15 protein-coding genes are annotated in these 20,081 nt (G+C 68.5%); 12 read left to right on the forward strand and 3 right to left on the reverse strand.

The genetic code is table 11. From position 1 onward, the window contains the following. Positions 1-13 precede the first annotated feature (13 nt). Positions 14-391: a phage holin family protein gene (locus tag ACGFI1_RS39035; protein WP_138639033.1), complete on the reverse strand. Its 378-nt coding sequence runs from the start codon at positions 389-391 to the stop codon at positions 14-16. A 93-nt stretch (positions 392-484) separates the two neighbouring features. Then, positions 485-961 (reverse strand): hypothetical protein, encoded by a 477-nt coding sequence (locus ACGFI1_RS39040; protein WP_301173724.1) that lies wholly within the window; start codon positions 959-961, stop codon positions 485-487. Positions 962-1,149: 188 nt separating this feature from the next. Between ACGFI1_RS39040 and ACGFI1_RS39045 the strand changes: the two genes are divergently transcribed. Both ACGFI1_RS39045 and recQ read left to right on the forward strand, forming a co-directional pair. Further along, positions 1,150-1,809, forward strand: a complete 660-nt coding sequence (locus ACGFI1_RS39045) for an HAD family hydrolase (protein ID WP_387076641.1) — start codon at positions 1,150-1,152, stop codon at positions 1,807-1,809. Between the two features lie 44 nt (positions 1,810-1,853). Further along, positions 1,854-3,683, forward strand: a complete 1,830-nt coding sequence (gene recQ / locus ACGFI1_RS39050; RefSeq protein WP_387076637.1) for a DNA helicase RecQ — start codon at positions 1,854-1,856, stop codon at positions 3,681-3,683. A 180-nt stretch (positions 3,684-3,863) separates the two neighbouring features. Here recQ and ACGFI1_RS39055 read toward each other — a convergent pair whose 3' ends face one another. Then, on the reverse strand, positions 3,864-5,201 hold the full coding sequence (locus ACGFI1_RS39055) for a flavin monoamine oxidase family protein (protein ID WP_392792720.1): 1,338 nt from the start codon (positions 5,199-5,201) through the stop codon (positions 3,864-3,866). Between the two features lie 57 nt (positions 5,202-5,258). On the opposite strand from ACGFI1_RS39055, the gene ACGFI1_RS39060 reads away from it, so the two are divergent. The 10 genes from ACGFI1_RS39060 (at position 5,259) to ACGFI1_RS39105 (ending at position 18,718) form a co-directional block, all read left to right on the forward strand. After that, entirely contained in the window at positions 5,259-5,849 is a 591-nt protein-coding gene (locus tag ACGFI1_RS39060) for a TetR/AcrR family transcriptional regulator (RefSeq protein WP_392792722.1), read from the forward strand. Positions 5,850-5,913: 64 nt separating this feature from the next. Then, the gene (locus ACGFI1_RS39065) at positions 5,914-6,387 is read left to right on the forward strand and encodes a DUF5666 domain-containing protein (RefSeq protein WP_392792724.1); all 474 of its coding nucleotides are present in this window, start codon (positions 5,914-5,916) and stop codon (positions 6,385-6,387) included. Positions 6,388-6,452: 65 nt separating this feature from the next. Continuing rightward, positions 6,453-7,142: a response regulator transcription factor gene (locus ACGFI1_RS39070; RefSeq protein ID WP_386874317.1), complete on the forward strand. Its 690-nt coding sequence runs from the start codon at positions 6,453-6,455 to the stop codon at positions 7,140-7,142. Continuing rightward, entirely contained in the window at positions 7,139-8,491 is a 1,353-nt protein-coding gene (locus tag ACGFI1_RS39075; RefSeq protein ID WP_392792726.1) for a sensor histidine kinase, read from the forward strand. The genes ACGFI1_RS39070 and ACGFI1_RS39075 overlap by 4 nt, the downstream gene beginning before the upstream one ends. Positions 8,492-8,571: 80 nt before the next feature. Beyond that, positions 8,572-9,555, forward strand: coding sequence for an alpha/beta hydrolase (locus tag ACGFI1_RS39080; protein ID WP_392792727.1), 984 nt, complete (start codon positions 8,572-8,574; stop codon positions 9,553-9,555). Beyond that, complete coding sequence (locus ACGFI1_RS39085; protein WP_392792729.1) at positions 9,546-10,403, forward strand: SDR family NAD(P)-dependent oxidoreductase; 858 nt, start codon at positions 9,546-9,548, stop codon at positions 10,401-10,403. The genes ACGFI1_RS39080 and ACGFI1_RS39085 overlap by 10 nt, the downstream gene beginning before the upstream one ends. Before the next feature lie 476 nt (positions 10,404-10,879). After that, positions 10,880-11,515 carry an acetate uptake transporter gene (locus ACGFI1_RS39090; protein ID WP_392740892.1) on the forward strand — a complete coding sequence of 212 codons (636 nt, stop codon included), beginning with the start codon at positions 10,880-10,882 and terminating at the stop codon, positions 11,513-11,515. A 109-nt stretch (positions 11,516-11,624) separates the two neighbouring features. Then, complete coding sequence (locus ACGFI1_RS39095) at positions 11,625-13,262, forward strand: FAD-dependent oxidoreductase (protein WP_392792730.1); 1,638 nt, start codon at positions 11,625-11,627, stop codon at positions 13,260-13,262. Between the two features lie 897 nt (positions 13,263-14,159). Next, the gene (locus tag ACGFI1_RS39100) at positions 14,160-16,175 is read left to right on the forward strand and encodes a site-specific DNA-methyltransferase (protein WP_392792731.1); all 2,016 of its coding nucleotides are present in this window, start codon (positions 14,160-14,162) and stop codon (positions 16,173-16,175) included. Then, positions 16,172-18,718 (forward strand): DEAD/DEAH box helicase, encoded by a 2,547-nt coding sequence (locus ACGFI1_RS39105; protein ID WP_392792733.1) that lies wholly within the window; start codon positions 16,172-16,174, stop codon positions 18,716-18,718. Before ACGFI1_RS39100 ends, ACGFI1_RS39105 begins: the two co-directional genes overlap by 4 nt. Positions 18,719-20,081: the final 1,363 nt, after the last annotated feature.

Consider the following 20,081-nt stretch of genomic DNA (forward strand, 5'->3'; position numbering starts at 1 on the left):
GGCGGCCGGTGCCCTAGTCGTCGTCGTCCGGGATGAAGAGGTGCAGCAGCCAGCCGACCACGCCGACGACGATGGCGCCCCAGAACGCGGGCCAGAAGCCGTCCACGTGGAAGGGCAGTTCGAGGCGCTGCGCGACCTCGCTCGTCAGCAGGAGCAGCAGTGCGTTCACGACGAGGCCGATCAGCCCCAGCGTGAGGATGTAGAACGCGCAGCCGAGCGTCTTGATGATCGGTTTGAGGACGGCGTTGACCAGGCCGAAGATGGCGGCGACCGCGACGAGGGTGAGGACGCGCCGGCCGGTCGTCTGGTCGCCGAGCGAGATGCCGGCGATCAGGACCGTGGCGGCCCACAGGGCGACCGCGGTGATGCCCACCTTGAGAAGAATCCGCACACTACGAGGATCTCCGGGGCGCGGGGCGCACAGCATCCCTCCCGGTGACGATTCGGACGGGCGTCCGGGTCATCACCAGGTACTAGCGCGTCCTCAGTCGTTCCGCTCGAAGAAGGGGGACGTGGCGGAGATGCGCGGCCGGCCGCCCGCGACGCGGACGCCGCCCGGCGCGGTGGCGGCCGGCTCGGGCCGACCGGGGTGCGGGGGCTGGGGGGCCTGCGGGGGCTGCGCGGGGCGCCGGCCGCCGCTCTGCCGGACGCGGGCGAGCTCGCGCTCCAGGCGGCGCTTCTCCAACTCCAGCGTGGTCAGCGACTCCTGGTGCTCCTCGCGCAGGTCGCGCAGGTCCCGCCGGTTCCGGATGCGGCGGGCGGCGCCGGTGAAGGTGAGCATCATGCCGATGACGAAGACGACGGCCACGCCGGCGCCGGTCAGGAACACCTGCCATTCGTTGTTCACGCCCGGCACGCTCTGGCCGAAGACGACGAGGTCGGCTGCGTCGGTGTTGTCGAGGACGACGCCGGCACCGGCTGCGATGGCGGCCGCGACCAGGAGAAAACCGAGGAACACCATGGGCGGATCTCCTCTGCAGTGACTCCGGAGGGGGGACGGAGGTTCACCACGATGCCAGATTGAAACGGGACCATGTCGCATTCGCGGCATAAATCCGTTACGCCCGTCTGCTGGGGGACGTGCGGGTTCCGGCCTGCCGTACCGGGTAGTGGACGTGTCATCGCGACGAGAACCCCCATGGAGGAGCCATGCCCCTGCAGGCCATCGTGTTCGACCTGGACGGGGTCCTGATCGACTCGGAACCGGTGTGGGAGGAGGTGCGCCGCAGCTACGTCGCCGCCCACGACGGGCGCTGGCTGCCCGACACCCAGGAGCGGCTGATGGGCATGAGCACCGAGGAGTGGGCGTCTTACATCGCTACGGACCTCGTGGACGGCGTCACCGCCGAGGAGGTCGCCTACGAGGTCATCGACCAGATGTCGCAGCGGTACGACGAGGGGCTGCCCCTGCTGCCCGGTGCCGAGGACGCCGTCCGGAGGCTTGCCCAATACCGTCCTCTGGGCTTGGCTAGTTCGTCCCCGCGCGCGCTGATCGACCTGGTGCTCGGCAAGCTCGGCGTGGAGGGCCTGTTCCGCACAACCGTGTCGACCGAGGAGGTCGAGAACGGCAAGCCCGCACCGGACGGGTACCTCACCGTCGCCGCCCAGATGGACGTCACGCCGGAGAACTGCGTCGCCATCGAGGACTCCAGCAACGGGCTGCGCTCCGCGCACGCCGCCGGGATGACGGTCATCGCGATCCCGCGCCCCGCGCACCCGGCCGCCGAGGACGCCCTGGCCCTCGCCTCGCACGTCGCGTCCGACCTGGACGAGGTCACCCCGGACCTGATGGAGGTCATCCACAGGTAGCCGTTCGGGCGGCGGGTGTCGTCGGCGGTTCATAGTATGGGCCGATGACTTCCGCCGAGATCCCGGAGACGCTCGAGACACTGCGGCGCGTGTTCGGCTACGACACGTTCCGGGACGGCCAGCGGGAGATCATCGACCATGTCGTCGGCGGCGGGGACGCGCTCGTCCTGATGCCGACCGGCGGCGGCAAGTCGCTGTGCTACCAGATCCCGGCGCTGGTCCGGAAGGGCACCGGCATCGTGATCTCGCCGCTCATCGCCCTCATGCAGGACCAGGTCGACGCCCTGCGCACCGCCGGCGTCCAGGCGGGCTTCCTCAACTCCACCCAGGACATCGACGAGCGCCGCGTCGTCGAGGCCCAGTTCGTCGCGGGCGAGCTCGACCTGCTGTACCTGGCGCCCGAGCGGCTCCGCCTCGGCGCCACCGTCGACCTCCTCGACCGCGGCGACGTCTCCCTCTTCGCGATCGACGAGGCGCACTGCGTGTCGCAGTGGGGGCACGACTTCCGGCCCGACTACCTGATGCTGTCCGGCCTGCACGAGCGCTGGCCGGACGTCCCGCGCATCGCCCTCACCGCCACCGCCACCGAGGCCACCCGCAAGGAGATCGCGGCCCGCCTCCAGCTCGACCAGGCCAAGCACTTCATCGCCAGCTTCGACCGTCCGAACATCCAGTACCGGATCGAGCCGAAGACCGACGCCAAGCGCCAGCTGCTGCGCCTCCTGCAGACCGAGCACAAGGGCGACGCGGGCATCGTCTACTGCCTGTCCCGCAACTCGGTCGAGAAGCACGCCGCGTTCCTCACCGAGAACGGCATCGAGGCCCTCCCGTACCACGCGGGCCTCGACGCGCAGACCCGCGCCGCGAACCAGGCGCGCTTCCTCCGCGAGGACGGCCTCGTCATCGTCGCGACGATCGCGTTCGGCATGGGCATCGACAAGCCCGACGTCCGCTTCGTCGCCCACCTCGACCTGCCCAAGTCCGTCGAGGGCTACTACCAGGAGACCGGCCGCGCCGGGCGCGACGGCCTCCCGTCCACCGCCTGGCTCGCCTACGGCCTCCAGGACGTCGTCAACCTCCGCAAGATGATCGACGGCGGCGAGGGCGACGCCGCCCACCGGCGCCGGCAGGCCATGCACCTCGACTCCATGCTCGCCCTCTGCGAGACGGTCGAGTGCCGCCGCGTCCAGCTCCTCGACTACTTCGGCCAGTCGGGCGAGCCCTGCGGCAACTGCGACACCTGCCTCACCCCGCCCGAGACCTGGGACGCGACCGTCGCCGCCCAGAAGGTCCTGTCGGTGATCGTGCGCCTCGACCGGGAGCGGCGCCAGAAGTTCGGCGCCGGGCACATCATCGACATCCTGCTCGGCAAGAAGAGCGCCAAGGTCATCCAGTTCGACCACGACTCGCTGAAGTCCTTCGGCGTCGGCGCCGACCTCCGCGAGGCCGAGTGGCGCGGCGTGATCCGCCAGCTCCTCGCGCAGGGCCTCATCGCCGTCGAGAGCAACCACGGCACCCTGCTCCAGACCGACACGAGCGGCGAGGTCCTGCGCGGCGAGCGCAAGGTCCTGATGCGCCGCGAACCCGAACGCCCCGCCACGAAGGCGGCGAAGACGGCCAAGGCCGCGAAGGCCCCGGTCGACCTGCCCGACGAGGCCATGCCGATCTTCGAGCGACTGCGCGCCTGGCGCGCCGCGACCGCCAAGGAGCAGGGCGTCCCCGCCTACGTCATCTTCCACGACGCCACCCTGCGCGAGATCGCCACCGCCCTCCCCACGACCCTCACCGAGCTGGGCCGGGTGAACGGCGTCGGCGAGAACAAACTCGCCAAGTACGGCACCCAGGTCCTGGAAACCCTCACCCCACCCGACTAACCGCCGTACCGACGCCCCGCCCTCCCAGCCACAGAGGACGGGTTGCGGAAGCCCTACGGCCGCCCGGTCACGAACCCAAGACCGACAGCGGCACCTCGCATTGCTCGACCCGCCACCGGACGAGTGCCGTCACCGAAAGAAGCTGATCCGCACCCTGACGCCCGCGCCTTGAGCTTGCTGTCAGGGGGCGGCGGCTTCGCGGGCGGCGCGGTGGCCTGATTCGACGGCGCCGTCGATGTAGCCGGCCCAGCGGGTGGCCGTTTCGGTGCCCGCCCAGTGCAGGGGGCCGACGGGGCGACGCAGGGACGGGCCGTAGCGGGTCAGGGTGCCGGGGGTGGCGAAGGCGCCGTAGCAGCCCCGGGAGTACTCCTCCTCCGCCCAGTCGCGCTCGATGTAGGCGATCGGGTCGCGGGCGCGCGGGCCGAAGTAGGCGGTGAGGTCGGCGATGACCTGGGCGCGGCGCTCCTCGACGGGCAGGCGGGCGGCGATGTCGGCGTGCCGTCCCTCCAGGAAGCCGACGAGGACGCCCGGCGCCCCGCCCTCCGGGGTGTTGTCGAAGGTGATGCCGAACGGGCGGCGGTCGCTGGTGACCTGGCCGCTGAACCCGTCCGCGCGCCAGAACGGCTCGTCGTAGGCGACGTTCACCTTGATGACCCGCCCCATCGGCATGCGCTGGACGAGCTGGTCGCGGTCGCCCGGCAGCCCGGGGCCGAACCGGATGCGGGCGGCGAGCGGCGGCGGGACGGCGATGATCGCGCGGCGCGCCCGGACCTCGCGGCCGGCGGCGCGGACGCGGACGTCGCCGTCCGTCCACTCGATGTCCGTGACCGGGGAGTTCAGCGCGACGCGGTCGCCCAGCTCGTCCGCCAGCGCGAGGGCGATCCGCTGGGAGCCGCCGGAGACGCGGTCCTGCTGGGCGCCGCCGGTCGTGTCGATCAGCGGGTCGAGCCCGCCGGCGGACGCCATGTAGAAGCCCGCCCACAGCGCGGACATGTCGCCCGCCTCGGCGGAGAAGACGGCCTGCGTGATCAGCCGCATGAACGCGCGGCCCGCGCTCGTGCGCATGTTCCGGCGGATCCACGTCTCGAAGGTCTGCCCGTCCAGCGCGGCCGCGCGCCGGGCCGCCCACGGCTCGTCCACGGGGATGCCGCGCACCAGGCGGGCCACCTGCAGCTGGCTCTGCGCGATGTCGGCGAGCGCCAGGGGCGAGAGGCGGGGGATGCGGCCGGTGTACTCGCCGCGCGTCCTGCCGAGTTCGGCGATGTGCCGCCCTTCGTCGTACGTCCGGTACGTCGGCAGGCCGAGTTCGCGGAGCAGGGCGAGCACCCTGTCCTGGCCGGGGCCGACCCATTGGCCGCCGACCTCGATCGGCTCCCCGCCGGGCAGCTCGCCGTTGAGCAGCCGCCCGCCGACCCGGTCGCGGGCCTCCAGGACGGTGACGTCGTGCCCGTCCCGGACGAGGTCACGCGCGGCGACCAGCCCCGCCACGCCGGCCCCGATGACCACGATGTCCGTCATGTCCGCTCCCATGCACGACGCATCTGACATACATCTTGTATGTGTTATACATGCCGCATGGAGCCTGTCAAGACCCGGCGCGCGCGGTACGTCGAGAGCACGCGCACCGCGCTGCTCGACACCGGCCGCCGGTTCTTCGCCGAGCGCGGCTTCGCCGACGTCTCCGCCGAGGAGCTCGTCCGCGCCGCCGGCCTCACCCGCGGCGCCCTCTACCACCACTTCGCGGGCAAGCAGGGCCTGTTCGAGGCCGTCTTCGAGGACCTGGAGGCCCGCGCCGCCGACCGCATCACCACCGCCATGGCCGCCGGCACGGGCGACGCGTGGGGACGGGCCTCGGCCGGGATCCGGACGTTCCTGGAGATCTGCTCCGACCCCGAGTACCGCGAGATCGTGCTGCTCCAGGGCCCCATCGCGCTCGGATGGCGGCGGTGGCGCGAGCTCGATCAGCGCTACCTCGGCACCCTGCTCACGGACGGCCTCTCGGCACTCCTCGGCGAATCGGGCCGCAAGCGGCTCGGTCTCGCCTCGGCCGCCTTCTACGGCGCGCTCACCGAGCTGGCCCTCTCCATCGCGGACGCGGACGACCCCGAGCAGGCCCGCGAGCAGGCCGTCCAGCTGATCGGCGGCATGCTGAACGGCATTCGGTGAATTCCCAGGGTTCTCCCAGGTTTCCCGGAGGTCTACTGCCAGGCGCCCCCGGTTGCATGGCCGTATGAATCCCAAGAGCATCGTGGCCGGAGCCGGCGCCGCCGGACTCCTCGGGCTCGGCCTGTACGTCGCGGCCCCGGCCTTCGCCGCCGACCCCGCGCCCTCCGCCTCCCCCACCGCGCCCCACGCCCGTCCCGACAAGGGCCATCCGGGCAAGGGCCACCCGTTCCGGCAGGCGCACGGGGCGCGCGCCTTCCGCGGCGTCCACGGCGAGGCCACCGTCAAGCGCAAGGACGGCTTCCACCTCGCGACCTGGCAGCGCGGCAAGATCACGTCCGTGTCGTCCAGCGGGGTCACCGTCCGCAGCGAGGACGGCGTCTCCTGGACGTGGGCGGCCAACGGCGACACCCGCGTCCGCAAGGACGGCGAGAAGTCCGCCCTCAAGGCCCTCGCCAACGGCGACCAGGTGATCGTCGCCGGCGAACGGTCCGGGAACACCCGCACCGCCCGCCTCATCCGCGTCCCGAAGCACCGCTAGCGCAGAGGAGGCGGACGGTACCTTCGGACGAAGGGTTCGTCCGCGCGCGAAGCGAAGAGGGGGCGATGAGCGAGAGCCGGCGGGTGCTCGTCGTGGACGACGAGGCCAACATCCGCGACCTGATCGAGGTCGCGCTGCGCTTCCACGGCTTCACGACCGTCACCGCCGCCACCGGCGAGGACGCGCTGCGCGCGGCCCGCCGCGAGCGGCCCGACCTCGTCCTGCTGGACGTCATGCTCCCCGGTGTCGACGGCTTCGAGGTGTGCCGGCGGCTCCGCGCGGACGGCGACCAGGTCCCGGTGATCTTCCTGACCGCGAAGGACACGCCGTCCGACACCGTCACCGGCCTCACCCTCGGCGGCGACGACTACGTCACCAAGCCGTTCTCGATCGAGGCGCTGATCGCGCGGGTGCGGGCCGTCCTGCGCCGGACGGCCCCGCCGCCGCCCCCGGCGGACGCGGGCGCCGTCCTGCGCGTGGCCGACCTCGAACTCGACGAGGCGCACTGGACGGTCCGCCGCGGCGGCGTCGACGTCGACCTGTCGCCGACCGAGTTCCGCCTGCTCGCCTACCTGATGCGCAACGCGGGCGCCGTCCTGTCGCGCGGGCAGCTGCTCGCCGGCGTGTGGGGCTGGGACCACGGCAACCCGCAGGTCGTCGAGACCTACATCAGCTACCTGCGCCGCAAGCTCGACCCGCTCGGCGAGCCGCTGATCCACACCCGCCGCGGCATCGGCTACTCGCTGCGGCCATGACGCTCAACGCCCGGCTGCTCACCGGCCTCCTCGCCGTCACGACCGCCGGGCTCGCGATCATGGGCGCGGTCAGCGCGCTCGTCCTGAACGGCTACCTGATGCACCGGGTGGACGAGCAGCTCCAGGCCACCCGCGACCGCGCCGTGACGCGGCTGCTGCGCCCCGGCCTGCCCGAGCAGGGGGCCGCCCCGGCGCAGTTCGTGGTGCTGGCCGTCGGACCGACCGGGCGGGTCCGGGTCCTGAGCGGCGACGCCCCGGACCCGGCGTCCGCCGTCACCGCGATCGAGAGGCTCGGCCCGGACGAGCTGGCCGCCCGCGCCCGCGGCCTCGAACCGTTCTCGCTGCCGGGCCTGCGGGCCGTCGCACGCCCGTGGCGGAACGGCATCGTCGTCGTCGCGGCGCCGCTCGGGGAGATCCACTCGGCCGTCCGGAACCTGGTGCTGTCGGAGGTCGCGACGGCCGCGCTGCTGCTCGCCGCGCTGATCGTGCTCGGCCGGTGGCTGATCGGCCGCGGCCTGCTGCCGCTCGACCGGATGGCCGCCACCGCGCACGCCATCACCGTCGGCGGCGACCTGCGCGCCCGCATGCCCGGCCCCGGCGACCGCACCGAGACCGCCCGGCTCGCCGCGGCCATCAACGTCATGCTGGAGCGGATCGAGCAGGCGTTCTGGGCGCGCAGCCGCTCCGAGGCCCGCGTCCGCGAGTTCGCCGCCGACGCGTCCCACGAGCTCCGCACCCCGCTGACGACCATCCAGGGCTACGCGGAGCTGTACCGGCACGGCGCCCTCGGCCCCGACGAGCTGCCGGACGCGATGCGCCGCATCGAGGACGAGGCCCGCCGCATGAACGACCTGGTCACCGACCTGCTGGAGCTCGCCCGGCTGGACCGCGAGGCATCACTGCAGCCCGTCCCGACGGACCTGGCCGCGCTGGCGCGGGACGCCGTGGCCGACGCGGCCGCCGCCGAACCCGACCGTCCCCTCACGCTGGACGCCCCGGAGACCCTGGTCGCGAACGTCGACGAGGCGCGCATACGGCAGGTGCTGGCGAACCTCCTGGCCAACGTCCGCGCCCACACACCCCCCGGGACGCCTACGACCGTCCGTCTGGCCCCGGGTCTGATCGAGGTGGCGGACGAGGGCCCCGGCATGTCGGCGGAGGACGCCGCCCGCGCCTTCGAACGCTTCCACCGCGCCGGCCGGGAGCAGGCGGGAACCGGCCTCGGCCTCCCCATCGTCGCCGCGATCGCCGCCGCCCACGGCGGCCGCGCCGAACTCCGCTCCGCCCCCGGTGCCGGCACGACCGTCCGCGTCACGCTGCCCGCACCGGACGGCCGACGCTCCCACTGAGCGGGACATACGGGTGTCGGGGCGCGGCGGCGTCCAGCACAGTCGGAGATCGGATGGTCCCGTCCCCAAAGGAACCGCGCATGGCCGGCTGGAGTCATCGGTACGCGAAGATCAACGGCCTCGACGTCCACTACGTCGAACAGGGCACCGGACCGCTCGTCGTCCTGCTGCACGGCTTCCCGCACACCTGGTTCAGCTGGCGGCACCAGATCGGCCCGATCGCGGACGCCGGCTTCCGCGTCGTGGCGCCCGACATGCGCGGCATGGGGCAGACCAGCGGACCGTCCGACCACCGCGAGTACGTCCCGGACCGCATCGTGGCCGACGTGACCGGCCTACTGGACCACCTGGGCGCGGAGAAGGCGGTCTTCAGCGGCCTCGACTTCGGCCTGTTCGCCGCCTACGACCTCGCCTACCACCACCCCGAGCGCATCGCGGCGATCATCGGGCTGGAGAACCCGTTCATCACGCCGTCCACCGAGCCGCCGCTGACGATCGCCGCCCGGCAGGGCCGCAAGCACTTCAACCACATCCACTACTTCACCGCCGAGCCCGGCGCCGCCGACCGCGACCTCGCCGCCGCGCCCCGCGAATTCCTGCGCAAACTGTTCTACGCGCTCTCCAGCGACTACCACTACCTCGACGTCTGGCGGAAGCCGTCCGGGACGACCTATATCGACGCCCTCCCGGAAACGCCGCCCCTCCCCTGGACATGGCTGACGGAAACGGAACTGGAGTTCTACGTCGCCGACTACAGCCGCAGCGGATTCACCGGCGGGCTGAACTGGTACCGGGCCATGGACCTTTGCTGGGAGTACCGGAAGCCATATGCCGGACGGAAGAAGAATCCTGTCCCCTTCTACTTCATCGGAAGCGAACAGGACGTCGACCTGGAGGCGTGGCACGGCGACGACCCGCTGAACCACCTCGGCGACCACTACGACGATCTGCGCGCGGTCCGGATGATCAAACGGGCCGGGCACATGATGCAGATGGAGAAATCCGGCGAGACGACCGCGGCGATGCTCGAATTCCTCGCGGCGGGGAGGAACGAATGGGCCTGACCGAGAACCGCGTCGCGGTCGTCACCGGGGCGAGCCGCGGCGCCGGAAAGGGAATCGCGCTGGCCCTCGGGGAGACCGGCGCGACGGTCTACGTGACCGGACGCACGCGCACCGAGTCCGACCTGCCGGGCACCGTCCTCGCCACCGCGCAGGAGATCACCGAGCGCGGCGGCACCGGGATCCCGGTGATCTGCGACCATTCCGACGACGCCCAGGTCGAGGCCCTGTTCAAGCAGGTCGAGCGGGAGTCGGGGTCCCTGGACATCCTCGTCAACAACGCGTTCACGATCCCCGACGGCCTGGCCCGCAAGGGCCCCTTCTGGGAGAAGCCGCTGGCGCTCCAGAGCATGTTCGACGTGGGCATGCGGTCGGCCTACGTCGCGAGCTACTACGCCGCCCCGCTGCTCATCGAGAACAACGCCGGCCTCGTCGTCAACACCTCGTCCTTCGGCGGCCGCTGCTACATGCACGGACCCGCCTACGGCGCCGGAAAGGCCGCCGTGGACAAGATGGCCCACGACATGGCCGTGGACTTCAAGCCCTACAACGTCGCCGCGGTCTCCCTCTGGATGGGCCTCCTCAAGACCGAACGCAACAAGGCGCTCTTCGAGGGCGTCCCCGACCGCTACCAGTCGTTCGCCGCCGGCGCGGAGTCCCCGGAATTCAGCGGCCGGGTGATCGACGCCCTCGCCCGCCACCCCGACCGGATGCGCTGGACCGGCCAGGTGCTCATCGGCGCCGAACTGGGCGCGGAACTGGGCGTCGTCGACAACGACGGCAACCAGCCCCGCTCCCACCGCGCCATGCTGGGCGACACACCGACCTTCAGCGACGCCGTAGTCGACTGACCCCGGTCACGCGTTCACTACCTCTCGTCGATTATTCGCACTACTAACTGCAATACCGACCGAGCAGGGCAAAGAACGTCCACGCCAAAGGCCATCAAAGCCCCCCGAGAGGGAAACCCGATCACCACACCGGCCATCTGAGCGCGCCAATTCAACTTCAATGCCCTAAGTTTGTGGTGATTGGTCCGGAATATCCCGCGAACGGGGTCCTGACCGGACGCCCCAGGGGAGTTATCATCCGAAACGGGGACCGCTCCCAGATAACGGTCCCGCAGTTCAGGACGCATCTGACGTCGTCCGAACCGCACCGCATGCCCGGCATGACGGTGAGGTCGGATCACTATGGGGCGGCGCCGGTCCCGTAACCGACGGTGCGGCCTTCCCCGACGTCCGCTGTCGCATTCCTTCGTCCATCCCTGCCCGGCCCGTACGAGACCGAGCGAGACACGGCGACGGGACTCCACCGAGGAGGCACCATGACCCACGTCGAGCAAGAGTCCACACCGCACACACCGCACGCGGTCGCCGACCCCGCGCCGCTGGGCCTCGCGGCCTTCGCCCTGACCACATTCCTCCTGTCCGCCAAGAACGCCGCCTGGACCGACGGCACCGACGCCTGGCTCGGCTACGCCCTCGCCTACGGCGGCCTCGTCCAAGTCCTCGCGGGCATGTGGGAGTTCCGCAACCGGAACGTCTTCGGCGCGACGGCCTTCGGCTCGTACGGCGGCTTCTGGATCGGCCTCGGCCTGTACGTCGTCCTCGTCGCCGGCGGCACCACCCCCGCCCAGGAGGCCAACGACCTCGGCTGGATCCTGCTGGCCTTCGCGATCTTCAACACCTACATGATGCTGTGGGCCACCCAGGTCAACCAGGCCGTTCTCGCCGTGTTCGTCGCCCTGGAGGCCACCGAGATCATCCTGTTCATCGGCAACTTCGCCGGCAGCGAGACCACCATCAAGATCGGCGGCTACATCGGCATCCTCACCGCCATCTGCGCCTGGTACGCCTCCGCCGCCGGCCTCATCAACGGCATGCTGGGCCGCACCTTCCTAGGCGTAGGCCGCCCAATGTTCACCCACCTAATCCCAAACACCGACACCCACCCCCACTGACCACCGGAGGCCCGCACCGGGCCCAAGATCCGGCAAAAGGCGCCCGTTTGCCGCCGCTCCGCGGCTGCGTCCAAGAACCGGCTCTGCACCAGGCATTACGCTGGTAGAGGTGACGGCACCGGTCATCCTCGTGGTGGACCACGACCCGGGCTCACGGCGCGTGTTGCTCACCGACCTGACGCGCCGGCTGGGCGGGGTGTTCACCCTGAAGGGCGCGGGCTCGGCCGAGGAGGCACGCACCGCGCTGCAGGAGGCTGCGCAGGAGGAGCACAAGGTCGCCCTCCTTCTGGTGGACGACGCCTGCGCCGACGTCCTGTCCCGGGCCCATGAGTTGTACCCCACTGCCAAACGCGTCCTCATGGTGGACCGCGACTACTCCTCGACCAGCCCGGCCGTCCAGGCGATCGCGCTCGGCCACGCCGACTTCCACCTCGTACGGCCGTGGACGAACGACGAATCGATGCATCGCGCGGTGAGCGAGTTCCTGTCCGCGTGGACGGAGGAACAGGAGCCGGCCTTCGAACTCTTTCGCGTCGTCGCCCGGATGGACGACCCCCGCGTCCACCGTCTTCGCGACCTGATGGTGCGCTTTGGCCTGCCGTTCCTGGTCTATCCGCCCGATGAGGAACGCGGCCGGCGCCTGCTGCGTGAGGCGGGACTGGACGCGTCCCGGCTGCCCGTGGTGATCCGCTACGACGGTAAGGCCCTCGTGGACCCGCAACTCCCCGACCTTGCGTCCGCGATCGGAGTCAACGTCACCAACGACCTGGAAGTCTGCGATGTCGCCATAGTGGGGGCCGGCGCGGCGGGCCTGACGGCGGCGGTGTACGCGGCGTCCGAGGGCCTCGACACCGTCCTGCTGGAACGGGCCTTTTCCGGCGGGCAGGCCGGGACCAGCCCCATGATCCGGAACTATCCGGGCTTCCCGCACGGCATCGCCGGCCGGCACCTGATGGAGCGGACCTGCGAGCAGGCATGGCTGATGGGCGCGCACATCGTCTTCGCCCAGCAGGCCGTCGGCCTCGAACACCGCGGCGACCACCAGGTGGTTCGCCTGGTGGACGGCTCCGAAGTCCGTGCTCGAGCCGTGCTGATCAGCACCGGCGTCGACTGGCGGCGGCTGAACGTCCCCAGCCTGGAGGACCTCGCCGGTGCCGGTGTCTTCTACGGCATGGCCGTGGGCGAGAGCCGCGCGATGCGGGACCAGGACGTCTTCATCGTGGGCGCCGGCAACTCCGCGGGCCAGGGCGCACTGCACCTCGCCCAGCACGCCCGCACGGTCACCCTGGTCGTCCGGGGCGACAGCCTGGCGAAGTCGGCGTCGGCCTACCTGCTGCGCGCCATCGAAACGACCCCGAACATCATCGTCCGCACCCACACCGAGGTGGTCGGCTGCGGCGGCGACGGCCGCCTGGAACGCCTGACCCTCGCCGACCGGGCGGCGGGCACCACCGAACAGGTCCCGGCGTCCGCGCTGTTCATCATGATCGGGGGCGAACCCCACACCCAGTGGCTCCCGGACACCCTCGCCACCGACGATCACGGCTACGTCCTCACGGGCCGCGAAATCCACGAGGAGGCCCCCGGACTCTGGCCCTTCGACCGCGACCCCGTCCCCCTCGAGACGAGCCTCCCCGGCGTCTTCGCGGCGGGAGACGTCCGGAGGGGCTCGATCAAGCGGGTCGCCTCAGCGGTGGGCGAGGGCGCCACCGCCGTCCGCTCCATCCACGAGTACCTCTCCACCTGACCGAGTGCCGATCGGCTCGCCCCAGACGTTCTTCGTGGGTCGTCGAGGTCGATCCGGGAGATGCGACCATCTCCGGCGACGACGCCCCTCATCGGTGTGCGCTCGCGCGGCAGCCCCACCAGCCGAGCCGGCAGAGATGTCCCATCTCTCATTCGCGGCTCGCATTTCCCTCCGACCTCGGCACGGGAGGCGCACTCCGTCCGCGGCCCGGCAGGACGTCAGTCTGGTAGCACAAAGCCCCCTCGCGAGGATTGCAAGGGGGCTTTGACCTGGTGCGCACCCGAAGGGATTCGAACCCCTAACCTTCTGATCCGTAGCAAGATCAGCACCGTCCAGGCATGTCCCCGCACATCCCCTGACCAGCGCCGCGCCCTCCCGCACGTCCACACCCGTCCAAGCTCATCCAACCCCGTTGTTAGCACCGCCGTTAGCACCCACACCCGTCCCGGAGGGTGCGCCCGCGCGAACGGCGAGACGGTGTGACAGACGGATTCGCGCGGGCGTGCCCTCCGGCCCGCGGGGGGCTGGGGGCCGCGAGGCCCCCGCTTCACGCCCGCTCAGCCGGCGCAGTCGCCCTGCCCAGCTTCGCATACCAGCACATGCCTTCGACATCCGGACGGCGGATTTACAGTCCCACCGCCGAACCGCGCTGGCCTGCACGTTCTCCACCATACGGTCAGATTCGGCCCGCATTCGGCGCATCGCCTCCGATGACCGATCGAGGGCAAGTGGGCGTGGCCCGGAGGACAGTCCCGACGTCCGTGCCTGTACCAGATACACACTGAACACGCTCCCGATCAGTCCGGTTCCGGCACAGCCACACAGACCTAACCGGGGCAGACGGCCCGGCAGATAGTGTTTCCGGGACGGTCCGAGAACACTGCGAGGGTGGGCTACGTGGACGACGAAACCAACGTCCTTGATCAGCTGATCAGTCGAGTCGGCGACGAGGCTCTGCGCAGCCGGCTGGCGCGCGAGGTGGAGCTACTCCGGGGCTCGCGCCGGTTCGGTCTCGTGTTCGACCGTCATCTACCCGAGTCCGTGAAGCTCACCGACCATCCCATCCGCAAAGGTGTCCGGGTGTCGCTTCGTGACGAGTCAGCCGTCGCAACTTGGCGAGTGGTCGGCTTCACTGACACGACCCGCACAGTCGCGGTGCTCGACGGCGACGGCGGCGAGCAGGCTGTCTCCAACCTGGTGGTGGTCCGCGAGTTCGGCGAGCCGATCTACCCGGGCCTTCAGTCGATCGAACGCATTCAGAATGGTCCGGCGACCGCCCCATGGCACACCGTCATAAATGGCGAGAACTTCCATGCCCTACAGGCGCTTCGCTGGACACACCGAAACAAGGTGGATTTGATCTACATCGATCCGCCCTACAATACCGGCAACGATGGCTGGATCTACAATGACCGCTACGTCGACAACAACGACCGAGCCAAGTCCTCAAAGTGGTTGTCCTTTCTGGAGCGGCGGCTGCTGATCGCACGGGATCTCCTGAAGCCAACCGGCGTCATCATCGCGGCGATCGGCGACGAGGAACACCACCGATTTCGGATGTTGCTGGACCAGACCTTTGGCGCCGAAAATTTTTTGTCAGACGTCGTGTGGCAGGGCGGACGAAAGAACGACTCCCGCTATGTCTCCAACGGCGCCGACTACATGCTCATCTACACAAAAAATGAGTCGACTCTTGCCGAGCAGGGCATCCGGTGGCGAGAGAAGAAGCCGGGTGCCGAGGAAGCACTCGCTAAGGCCAGCGAGATCTGGAAAGAAACCAGCGGTGATCACACGGAAGCGACCAAGCGGTGGCGCAAGTGGTTGAAAGAGTTCAAGAAGCAAGGAACGTCTTCCGACGCCGTGACACGTTTCGTTACTCTCGACGGGTCTGGTCGCCCAATCAGAACGGACGCCGATCTTCGGTCGCCGAATCCGCGACCAAACCTCCAGTACGACCTTCCCCACCCGGTAACCGGAAAGCCCGTGCGGATGCATCCCAACGGATGGCGATACTCCCGCGAGACCATGAGTGAGATGATCTCCCGGGGATTGATCTATTTCGGCCCTGACCACACGACCGGCGCCGGGGGCATTTCCTATCTCGACACCATGGACACCCACGTCCCAGAGTCGGTGTTCGTGCGCGACCGCAATTCCTCGGGCAAACACCTCACTGCGGTGCTTGGTGATCGACGTTTCCCCAACCCAAAAGACCATGAAGTTCTGATGCGTTGGATCAGACTCGCCGCTCCAGGGGACGCGGTTATAGTCGACTTCTTCGGTGGGTCAGGAACGACCACCGAGGCGGTAATGCGCCTGAACGTCGAGGACGGCGGCACTCGACAGAGTATTTTGGTCACGAATAACGAGCTCGGTGCACGTGAGGCAAAGCGTCTCCGCAACGAAGATTTCCATCCTGGCGATCCGGAGTGGGAGTCCAAAGGCGTGTTCGAGTACGTCTGCCGACCGCGCATCTCGACCGTGGTGACGGGCACGCGGCCGGATGGCTCCAAGTACTCAGACGGGTTGGCTGCGAACGTCGAGTTTTTCCGCCTGACGTATCTCGATCCCGGTCGCGTGCGGCGTGGTCGCGAGTACGGTCCGGTCGCGCCGTTGATGTGGATGGAAGGTGGCGCTCGTGGTGAGCGGGTCGACGAAATCCCTGACGACGGGTGGGCATTGACGGAGTCCTACGGCGTGCTGTTCTCGATCGATGCACTGACGCCGTTCGCAAATGCCGTGGCCAAGGCAGCAGCCGGAGACGCGCCACCGCAGGTGCTGTTCATCATCACCGATTCGCCGACGGAGTATCAGACGGCGGTCGAGCGACTTCCGACCGGCATCGAGACGGTTCGCTTGTACGAGGACTACCTGTCGAATTACACGATCAACATCCCTGGTGGTGCTCGGTGAAGTTCACGCTGGAGGACTACCAAACCAAGGCAGTCGAGGATGTCCTGACGAACCTCGCCAAGGCTCGCGCGGGGTACATCGACGATGGCGAACTCACCGCCGTCGGCCTCACGGCCCCGACTGGGGCAGGTAAGACGGTGATCGCCACCGCCGTTCTGGAGGGTCTGTACCTGGGCACGCCGACACGGGAACCCAATCCAGACCTGACGGTGCTGTGGCTGACCGACGACCGGTCCCTGAACAGACAGACGATCAACAAGATCCTTCAAGCCTCCGGCGGCGAGATCGATGCGAACCGGGTCAGGTTTCTCTTCGACACCGACGAACCCACGCTAGAGGCCGGCTACATCTACTTCGTCCACATCCAGGCGTTGCAGAAGAACTCGACGTTGCATGCCACGAGACCTGACGGGTCTAAGAACGACAAGCGCACTCACGGCGCCTGGGACATGATTGCGAACACGGTCAAGCAACGCGGCCAGGACTTCGTCGTCATCTGGGATGAGGCGCATCGGGGTACGGGCACGACCAAGACCGAGCGCAAGACGATCGCGGGCACCATCGTCAATGGAGGCCTGACCAACGTCGGTACCGTCCAGCCGGCCGCGCCGGTCGTGCTGGGCATCTCGGCGACGCCCGATCGGTTCCACGCAGCGATGGAAGCAGCGAACCGCACGATGCGACCTGTCAACATCCCGCCCGGTGACGTGCGCGAATCAGGCCTGCTCAAAGACCGCATTCTGCTGCGCAACATCGCCGAAGCTCAGTCGGCGGACAACACGATGCTGGCCTTGGCCGTCGACGACCTCAAGGCCGCCAGTCAATCCTGGCGCACGCATCACGACAACACTGGCGACCGGTTGGTGGAGCCGTTGCTTGTGGTGCAGGTCGAACCGAAGGTCACCGATAAGCGGCTGGCCGAGATCCTCGCTGTCATGGAGTCGGCGTGGCCGAAGCTGAGCGACTACGCCGTGGCCCACGCGTTCGGTGACCCGCATGGACCGTTGAAGGTCGGTGACAAGATCATCCGCTACCTGCCTCCGGAGGCGATCTCTGGCGACGACCAGGCCCGCGTAGTTCTGTTCAAGTCTGCTCTGACCACTGGCTGGGACTGCCCTCGTGCCGAGGTGCTGGTCTCGTTCCAGGGCAAAGACTCCTATACAGAGATCGCCCAGTTGATCGGGCGGCTCGTCCGCACGCCGCTGGCCAAGCGTGTCGACTCTGGCGACGACCGGCTCAACGAAGTGGTGGCCTACCTGCCGGGATTCCGCACCGAACACGTCACCCGCGTCGTCAACGCACTGACCGAGGACGAGACGGTGCAAGTCGACGTGATGATCACGCCGGAGGCCTGTGGCCGGTCGACCACAGTCCCAGCGAAGCTGTTCGAACTGCTCGACACTCTGCCGTCGTACACGCGGCCGAAGGTCACCTTCCCCACGCGGACGGCGCAGCTGATGCGCTTGGCCGCCGCGCTCAACGAACACGGCCTGGTCAAAAGCGCCTCGGCCAGGGCACGAGCCTGGATCGTCGACCAGATGAAGGCGGCCGACGGGCAGCGTAAGGACGAGATCGACGCCAAGGTGGACGACATCCTCGCTCTGACGGTGAACACCACCGTGGTCAACTACGACGCCGCGATCATGCTGACCACCGGGGTCAACAAGGCGGCGACGTCTGAACGTGACCTGGACGCCTACTACAACCGCGCGGTACGGCTGCTTCCTGACGGATCGGCTGCCTGGTACTACAACGACCTGTGCGATCGCGACTACGACGAAATCGACGCCGCCGCCCGGGTCGCCGCGATGGCCGGACTCGGTTTCAAGAACCTCATCGAGGAGCAGGCAACCGAGTTGATCGGCGCCTGGCGCAAACAACACCAGGCCAAGGTCGCCGTTAAGCCGCGCCATGTGCGTGATCTCATCGAGCCGCTCTTCTACCTCGGTGCCTCACCGATGCACCCGACCACGGTCCAAGCCCGCGACGTCTACTCGGCGGCGACCGAGAGGATCGTCAAAGGCAGCAGGACCGAGCCGATCCCAACGTATGCGCACCACCTGTACGTCATCGGTGAAGGCAGGCCCAAGGCGGGCGGGTTCCCGGTCGATACCTCCCGATCGTCTTGGGAGAAAGAAGTGCTCGACGCAGAACTGGCGGCCGAGACCCTCGTCGGCTGGTACCGCAACCCGTCTTCCGGGCGCCACGCGCTCGCTGTGCCGTACGAGTTCGGCAACAAGTACCTACTGATGCACCCGGACTTCCTGTTCTGGCATGACGACGGCGACGAGAACTACGTGCTGGATATCGTCGACCCGCACCGGCAGGACCTGGCTGACACCTCGGCCAAATGGACCGCGCTGGCCAAGTACGTGCAGGACCACCCTGAATGGGTCCGCCGATGCCTGGCGGTCATCAGAGTCGGCAAGAGCCTGCGGGCACTCGATCTTACGGCCGAAGGCATCGGCGCCAAGCTTTCCACTGCCACCAACAAAGCCCTGATCGAGGACATCTTCGAGCGTGACGGCATTAACTACCCATAGACTGCGCCGCTGGTCGACGCACTCCCTCCCCTCCTTCAGACAGGGGAGGGAGTCAACCGGGATTCGCGTCGAGCCCTGCACGTGGACTCACACCGCACCCGGATGGCGGACGATCTCGCCAGCAATGCACGGCTGCCGGGGCGCCGCTCGCTTGGGCTCGACATCCCGACGCTGGCCCGCGGCTACGTTCCGTCAGTGCCCACCGAGCAGCGGCGCGTCTGCCCGGAGCAGCATCCCTTCGCATCCACCCGAGTGCTTGGTTGCGCCATGGTGTCTGCTTGCTGGTTGGGCAGTCGGAGTTGTTAGCACCCGCGTTCGCAGGCCGAAGCAGTCTGCGCCGGCCGGTGCGCTCGTTCGCGCGAACGGTGAGACGCTACAACAGACCGTCTCGCGCGAACGAGTGCCCACGCTCGCGGGGGGCTGGGGGCCGCGAGCCCCCCGCTTCGCGCACGATCAGCCGATCTCGTTGATCGCAGCGCCTGTGGCTACGAGTAGCCGTACTTACTCCCCCGGAGCACGGGGCTGCCCTGAGCGTCCGGCGAGAAAGCCCGTTACCAGGCAGACCATCTCCGTCACGATCCCGCGCACGTCATCAGGATCCATGTCGAGGGCGACAAGCGCCACCGTCAAGACACTGATGACGATCGCGATCGGGACAGGGCTCGGCCTGTTCGGTACTCTGGCCATGAGGCCTCCTTCTTGGGGTCTTCAGCCGCGCACGTGAGGCATCTCCGGCCAGGACAATGGGCTCACGTGCGCGGCCCTTCACTCACTCCGAACCATATCGTTGCCATTCTGGCGCGACGCCCCTACTCGTCGGTAGGTCAGCCACCGAGATACCTCCGTCTCGCCCGAGGCGGACAGTTTTCGTGCGAACACGCAGTTCAGTGGCCGCCCACCCAGAAGGGTATGACCTACATCACATTTTGCTACCGTACCTGACTAAGCCCCTGGTCAGGGGGTCACATCACAGCAGCCACCGCGGAGAGCCCGAAAACCATACCGCTCAGATATTTTCTTCTAGAACCTTCCTTGCCGAACATCGCCGGAGAGAGTAAAAGTACTTCGAGAGAATTCGTATACCAGAAGTCGAACTTTCTGGAACATGCAAACCAAGGAACTTTTCAGCATATCGAAACTTTAGGAACGAGCAAGAATTCAGGGAATCGGAAACCAGAAACTTCCCGAACATCGAAAACCCGAGAACCCGAAACATTCAGGAAACCGGAAACCAGGAACATCCCGAACATCGAAAACCCGAGAACCCGAAACATTCAGGAAACCGGAAACCAGGAACATCCCGAACATCGAAAACCCGAGAACGACGAGGTCGTGGATTGAGGACGCCGTCATGTCCTCGCGG

Origin of the sequence: Actinomadura geliboluensis (assembly GCF_043197915.1) — a bacterium.
In the GTDB taxonomy this organism is placed as follows: Bacteria; Actinomycetota; Actinomycetes; order Streptosporangiales; family Streptosporangiaceae; genus Spirillospora; species Spirillospora geliboluensis.

Coding starts and splice junctions, on each gene's coding strand:
- ACGFI1_RS39055 (WP_392792720.1), bottom strand. CDS start 5,201: ATGACGGACATCGTGGTCATCGGGGCCGGCGTGGCGGGGCTGGTCGCC.
- ACGFI1_RS39065 (WP_392792724.1), top strand. CDS start 5,914: ATGAATCCCAAGAGCATCGTGGCCGGAGCCGGCGCCGCCGGACTCCTC.
- ACGFI1_RS39090 (WP_392740892.1), top strand. CDS start 10,880: ATGACCCACGTCGAGCAAGAGTCCACACCGCACACACCGCACGCGGTC.
- ACGFI1_RS39060 (WP_392792722.1), top strand. CDS start 5,259: ATGGAGCCTGTCAAGACCCGGCGCGCGCGGTACGTCGAGAGCACGCGC.
- ACGFI1_RS39045 (WP_387076641.1), top strand. CDS start 1,150: ATGCCCCTGCAGGCCATCGTGTTCGACCTGGACGGGGTCCTGATCGAC.
- ACGFI1_RS39080 (WP_392792727.1), top strand. CDS start 8,572: ATGGCCGGCTGGAGTCATCGGTACGCGAAGATCAACGGCCTCGACGTC.
- ACGFI1_RS39075 (WP_392792726.1), top strand. CDS start 7,139: ATGACGCTCAACGCCCGGCTGCTCACCGGCCTCCTCGCCGTCACGACC.
- recQ (WP_387076637.1), top strand. CDS start 1,854: ATGACTTCCGCCGAGATCCCGGAGACGCTCGAGACACTGCGGCGCGTG.
- ACGFI1_RS39070 (WP_386874317.1), top strand. CDS start 6,453: ATGAGCGAGAGCCGGCGGGTGCTCGTCGTGGACGACGAGGCCAACATC.
- ACGFI1_RS39040 (WP_301173724.1), bottom strand. CDS start 961: ATGGTGTTCCTCGGTTTTCTCCTGGTCGCGGCCGCCATCGCAGCCGGT.
- ACGFI1_RS39085 (WP_392792729.1), top strand. CDS start 9,546: ATGGGCCTGACCGAGAACCGCGTCGCGGTCGTCACCGGGGCGAGCCGC.